The sequence below is a fragment of the Salipiger sp. HF18 genome (assembly GCF_011806505.1).
Taxonomy (GTDB): domain Bacteria; phylum Pseudomonadota; class Alphaproteobacteria; order Rhodobacterales; family Rhodobacteraceae; genus Salipiger; species Salipiger thiooxidans.
Window position 1 is genome coordinate 1 of the sequence record NZ_JAATOS010000630.1, and the last position, 1,997, is coordinate 1,997.

A 1,997-nucleotide genomic window follows, 5' to 3' on the forward strand; every position below is an offset into this window, starting at 1 on the left:
GCCGCGGTGGCGCTGCTCGAGGCGCGAGAGATCGGCTACGGCGGCTCGGGGCGCAACGTGGGCCTCGCCAATGCCGGGCTGTGGCTGAAACCCGAGGAGATCACCGCCGAACTGGGCGAGGACGCAGGGCGGGCGCTGATCGCGCGGCTGGCCGAGGCGCCCACAACGGTCTTCGGGCTGATCGAGCGCGAGGCCATCGACTGCGAGGCGCGCCGCGCCGGCACGCTGCATTGCGCCCACGCGCCTGCGGGCATGGACGACCTGCGCGAGCGGTTGCGGCAGGGGCTGGCCGCGGGCGCGCCGCTGGAGCTGCTCGACGCCGAGACCGCCCGCGCCCGCACGGGCAGCACCGCCGTGCATGGGGCGCTCTTCGATCCCCGCGCCGGGACCGTGCAGCCGCTGGCCTATTGCCGCGGGCTGGCCCGGGCGGCGCGCGACGCCGGTGCAGCGGTTTTCGAGGACAGCCCGGTGACGGCGCTCACGCGCGAGGGCGATACGTGGCTGGTCAGCTGCAACGGCCGGACGGTGCGGGCGGGGGCGCTGCTGATGGCGACCAACGCCTATCACCTCCGGCTCGACGGGGCGCCCGGCCCCGCCTATGTGCCGGTGCATTACGGTCAGTTCGCCACCGTGCCCATGCCCGAGCCCCTGCGCGACCGCATCCTGCCCGGCGGCGAGGGCTGCTGGGATACGGCGCTGGTGATGTCATCCTTCCGCACCGACGCGGACGGCCGGCTGATCATCGGCGGCATCGGCGATCTCGACGGCCCCGGCGGCGCGATCCACGCCGGCTGGGCGCGGCGCAAGCTGCGGGCGCTGTTCCCCGAGATTGGCGATCTGCCCTTCGAGCACGGCTGGTGCGGGCGCATCGCGATGACTTCGGACCACATCCCGAAAATCGTGGAGATGGGGCCGCGCGCCTATGCCTGCTTCGGCTATTCCGGCCGCGGCATCGGGCCGGGCACGGTGTTCGGCATGGCGGCAGCGCAGGCGCTGCTGCATGAGGGCGCCTCGGGCCTGCCGATGGCTCCGGTGAAGCACCACGAAGAATGCCTGACAAAGCTCAAGGGCCGCTACTACGAGTTCGGGGCAACGCTGACCCACGCGGTGTCGGCGCGGAGTGTCTGAGGTCGGTGGGGCTCTGCCGCGTCCGCGCAGGCGCGGACTCCCCGGGATATTTGGGGCCAATGGAAACCCGGGCGCCGGTCATGGTCGGCGCCCGGGGTGCAGTGGATCCGGACCGGATCAGATGTCGAAGGTGACGCCCTGTGCGAGCGGCAACTCGGTCGAGTAGTTGATGGTGTTGGTGGCGCGGCGCATGTAGGCGCGCCAGGCGTCAGAGCCGCTCTCGCGGCCGCCGCCGGTCTCCTTCTCGCCCCCGAAGGCACCACCGATCTCGGCGCCCGAGGTGCCGATGTTGACGTTGGCGATGCCGCAGTCGCTGCCGCGGGCGGACAGGAAGTGCTCCATCTCGCGCATGTCGGTGGTGAAGATCGACGAGGACAGCCCGCCGCCGACGGCGTTGTGCTGTTCGAGCACCTCGTCGAAATCGCCGTATTTCATCACGTAGAGGATGGGGGCGAAGGTCTCGCGCAGCACCGGGCCGGCCTGCTCGGGCATCTCGACCAGGGCGGGACGGACGTAGAAGGCGCTGTCGGCACCGACCTCTTCGCGACCGCCGCCATGCACGGTACCGCCGAGCCCGGCCGCCTCGGCCAGCGCCGCCTGCATCGACTCGTAGGCGCTCGCGTCGATCAGCGGGCCGACGAGGGCCGAAGTCTCGAGCGGGTTGCCGACGGTGACGCTGGCATAGGCCTTCTTCAGCGCGGGCACGATCTGGTCATAGACACTTTCGTGCACGAAGAGCCGGCGCATGGTGGTGCAGCGCTGGCCCGCGGTGCCCATGGCGCCGAAGGCGATGGCGCGCAGGGTCATGTCCATGTCGGCCGAGGGGCAGACGATGCCGGCGTTGTTGCCTCCCAGCTCGAGGATGCACT

2 protein-coding genes are annotated in these 1,997 nt (G+C 71.4%); one reads left to right on the top strand and one right to left on the bottom strand.

Going from position 1 to position 1,997, the window contains the following annotated elements; translation table 11 throughout:
• Positions 1-1,128 (top strand): FAD-binding oxidoreductase (locus HC022_RS25130; protein WP_167454206.1); only part of this gene is annotated, 1,128 nt, incomplete at its 5' end.
• Positions 1,129-1,245: 117 nt separating this feature from the next.
• Here HC022_RS25130 and HC022_RS25135 read toward each other — a convergent pair.
• Positions 1,246-1,997, bottom strand: a 752-nt coding sequence (locus tag HC022_RS25135) for an aldehyde dehydrogenase family protein (protein ID WP_167454207.1), incomplete at its 5' end; no start/stop codon positions are given.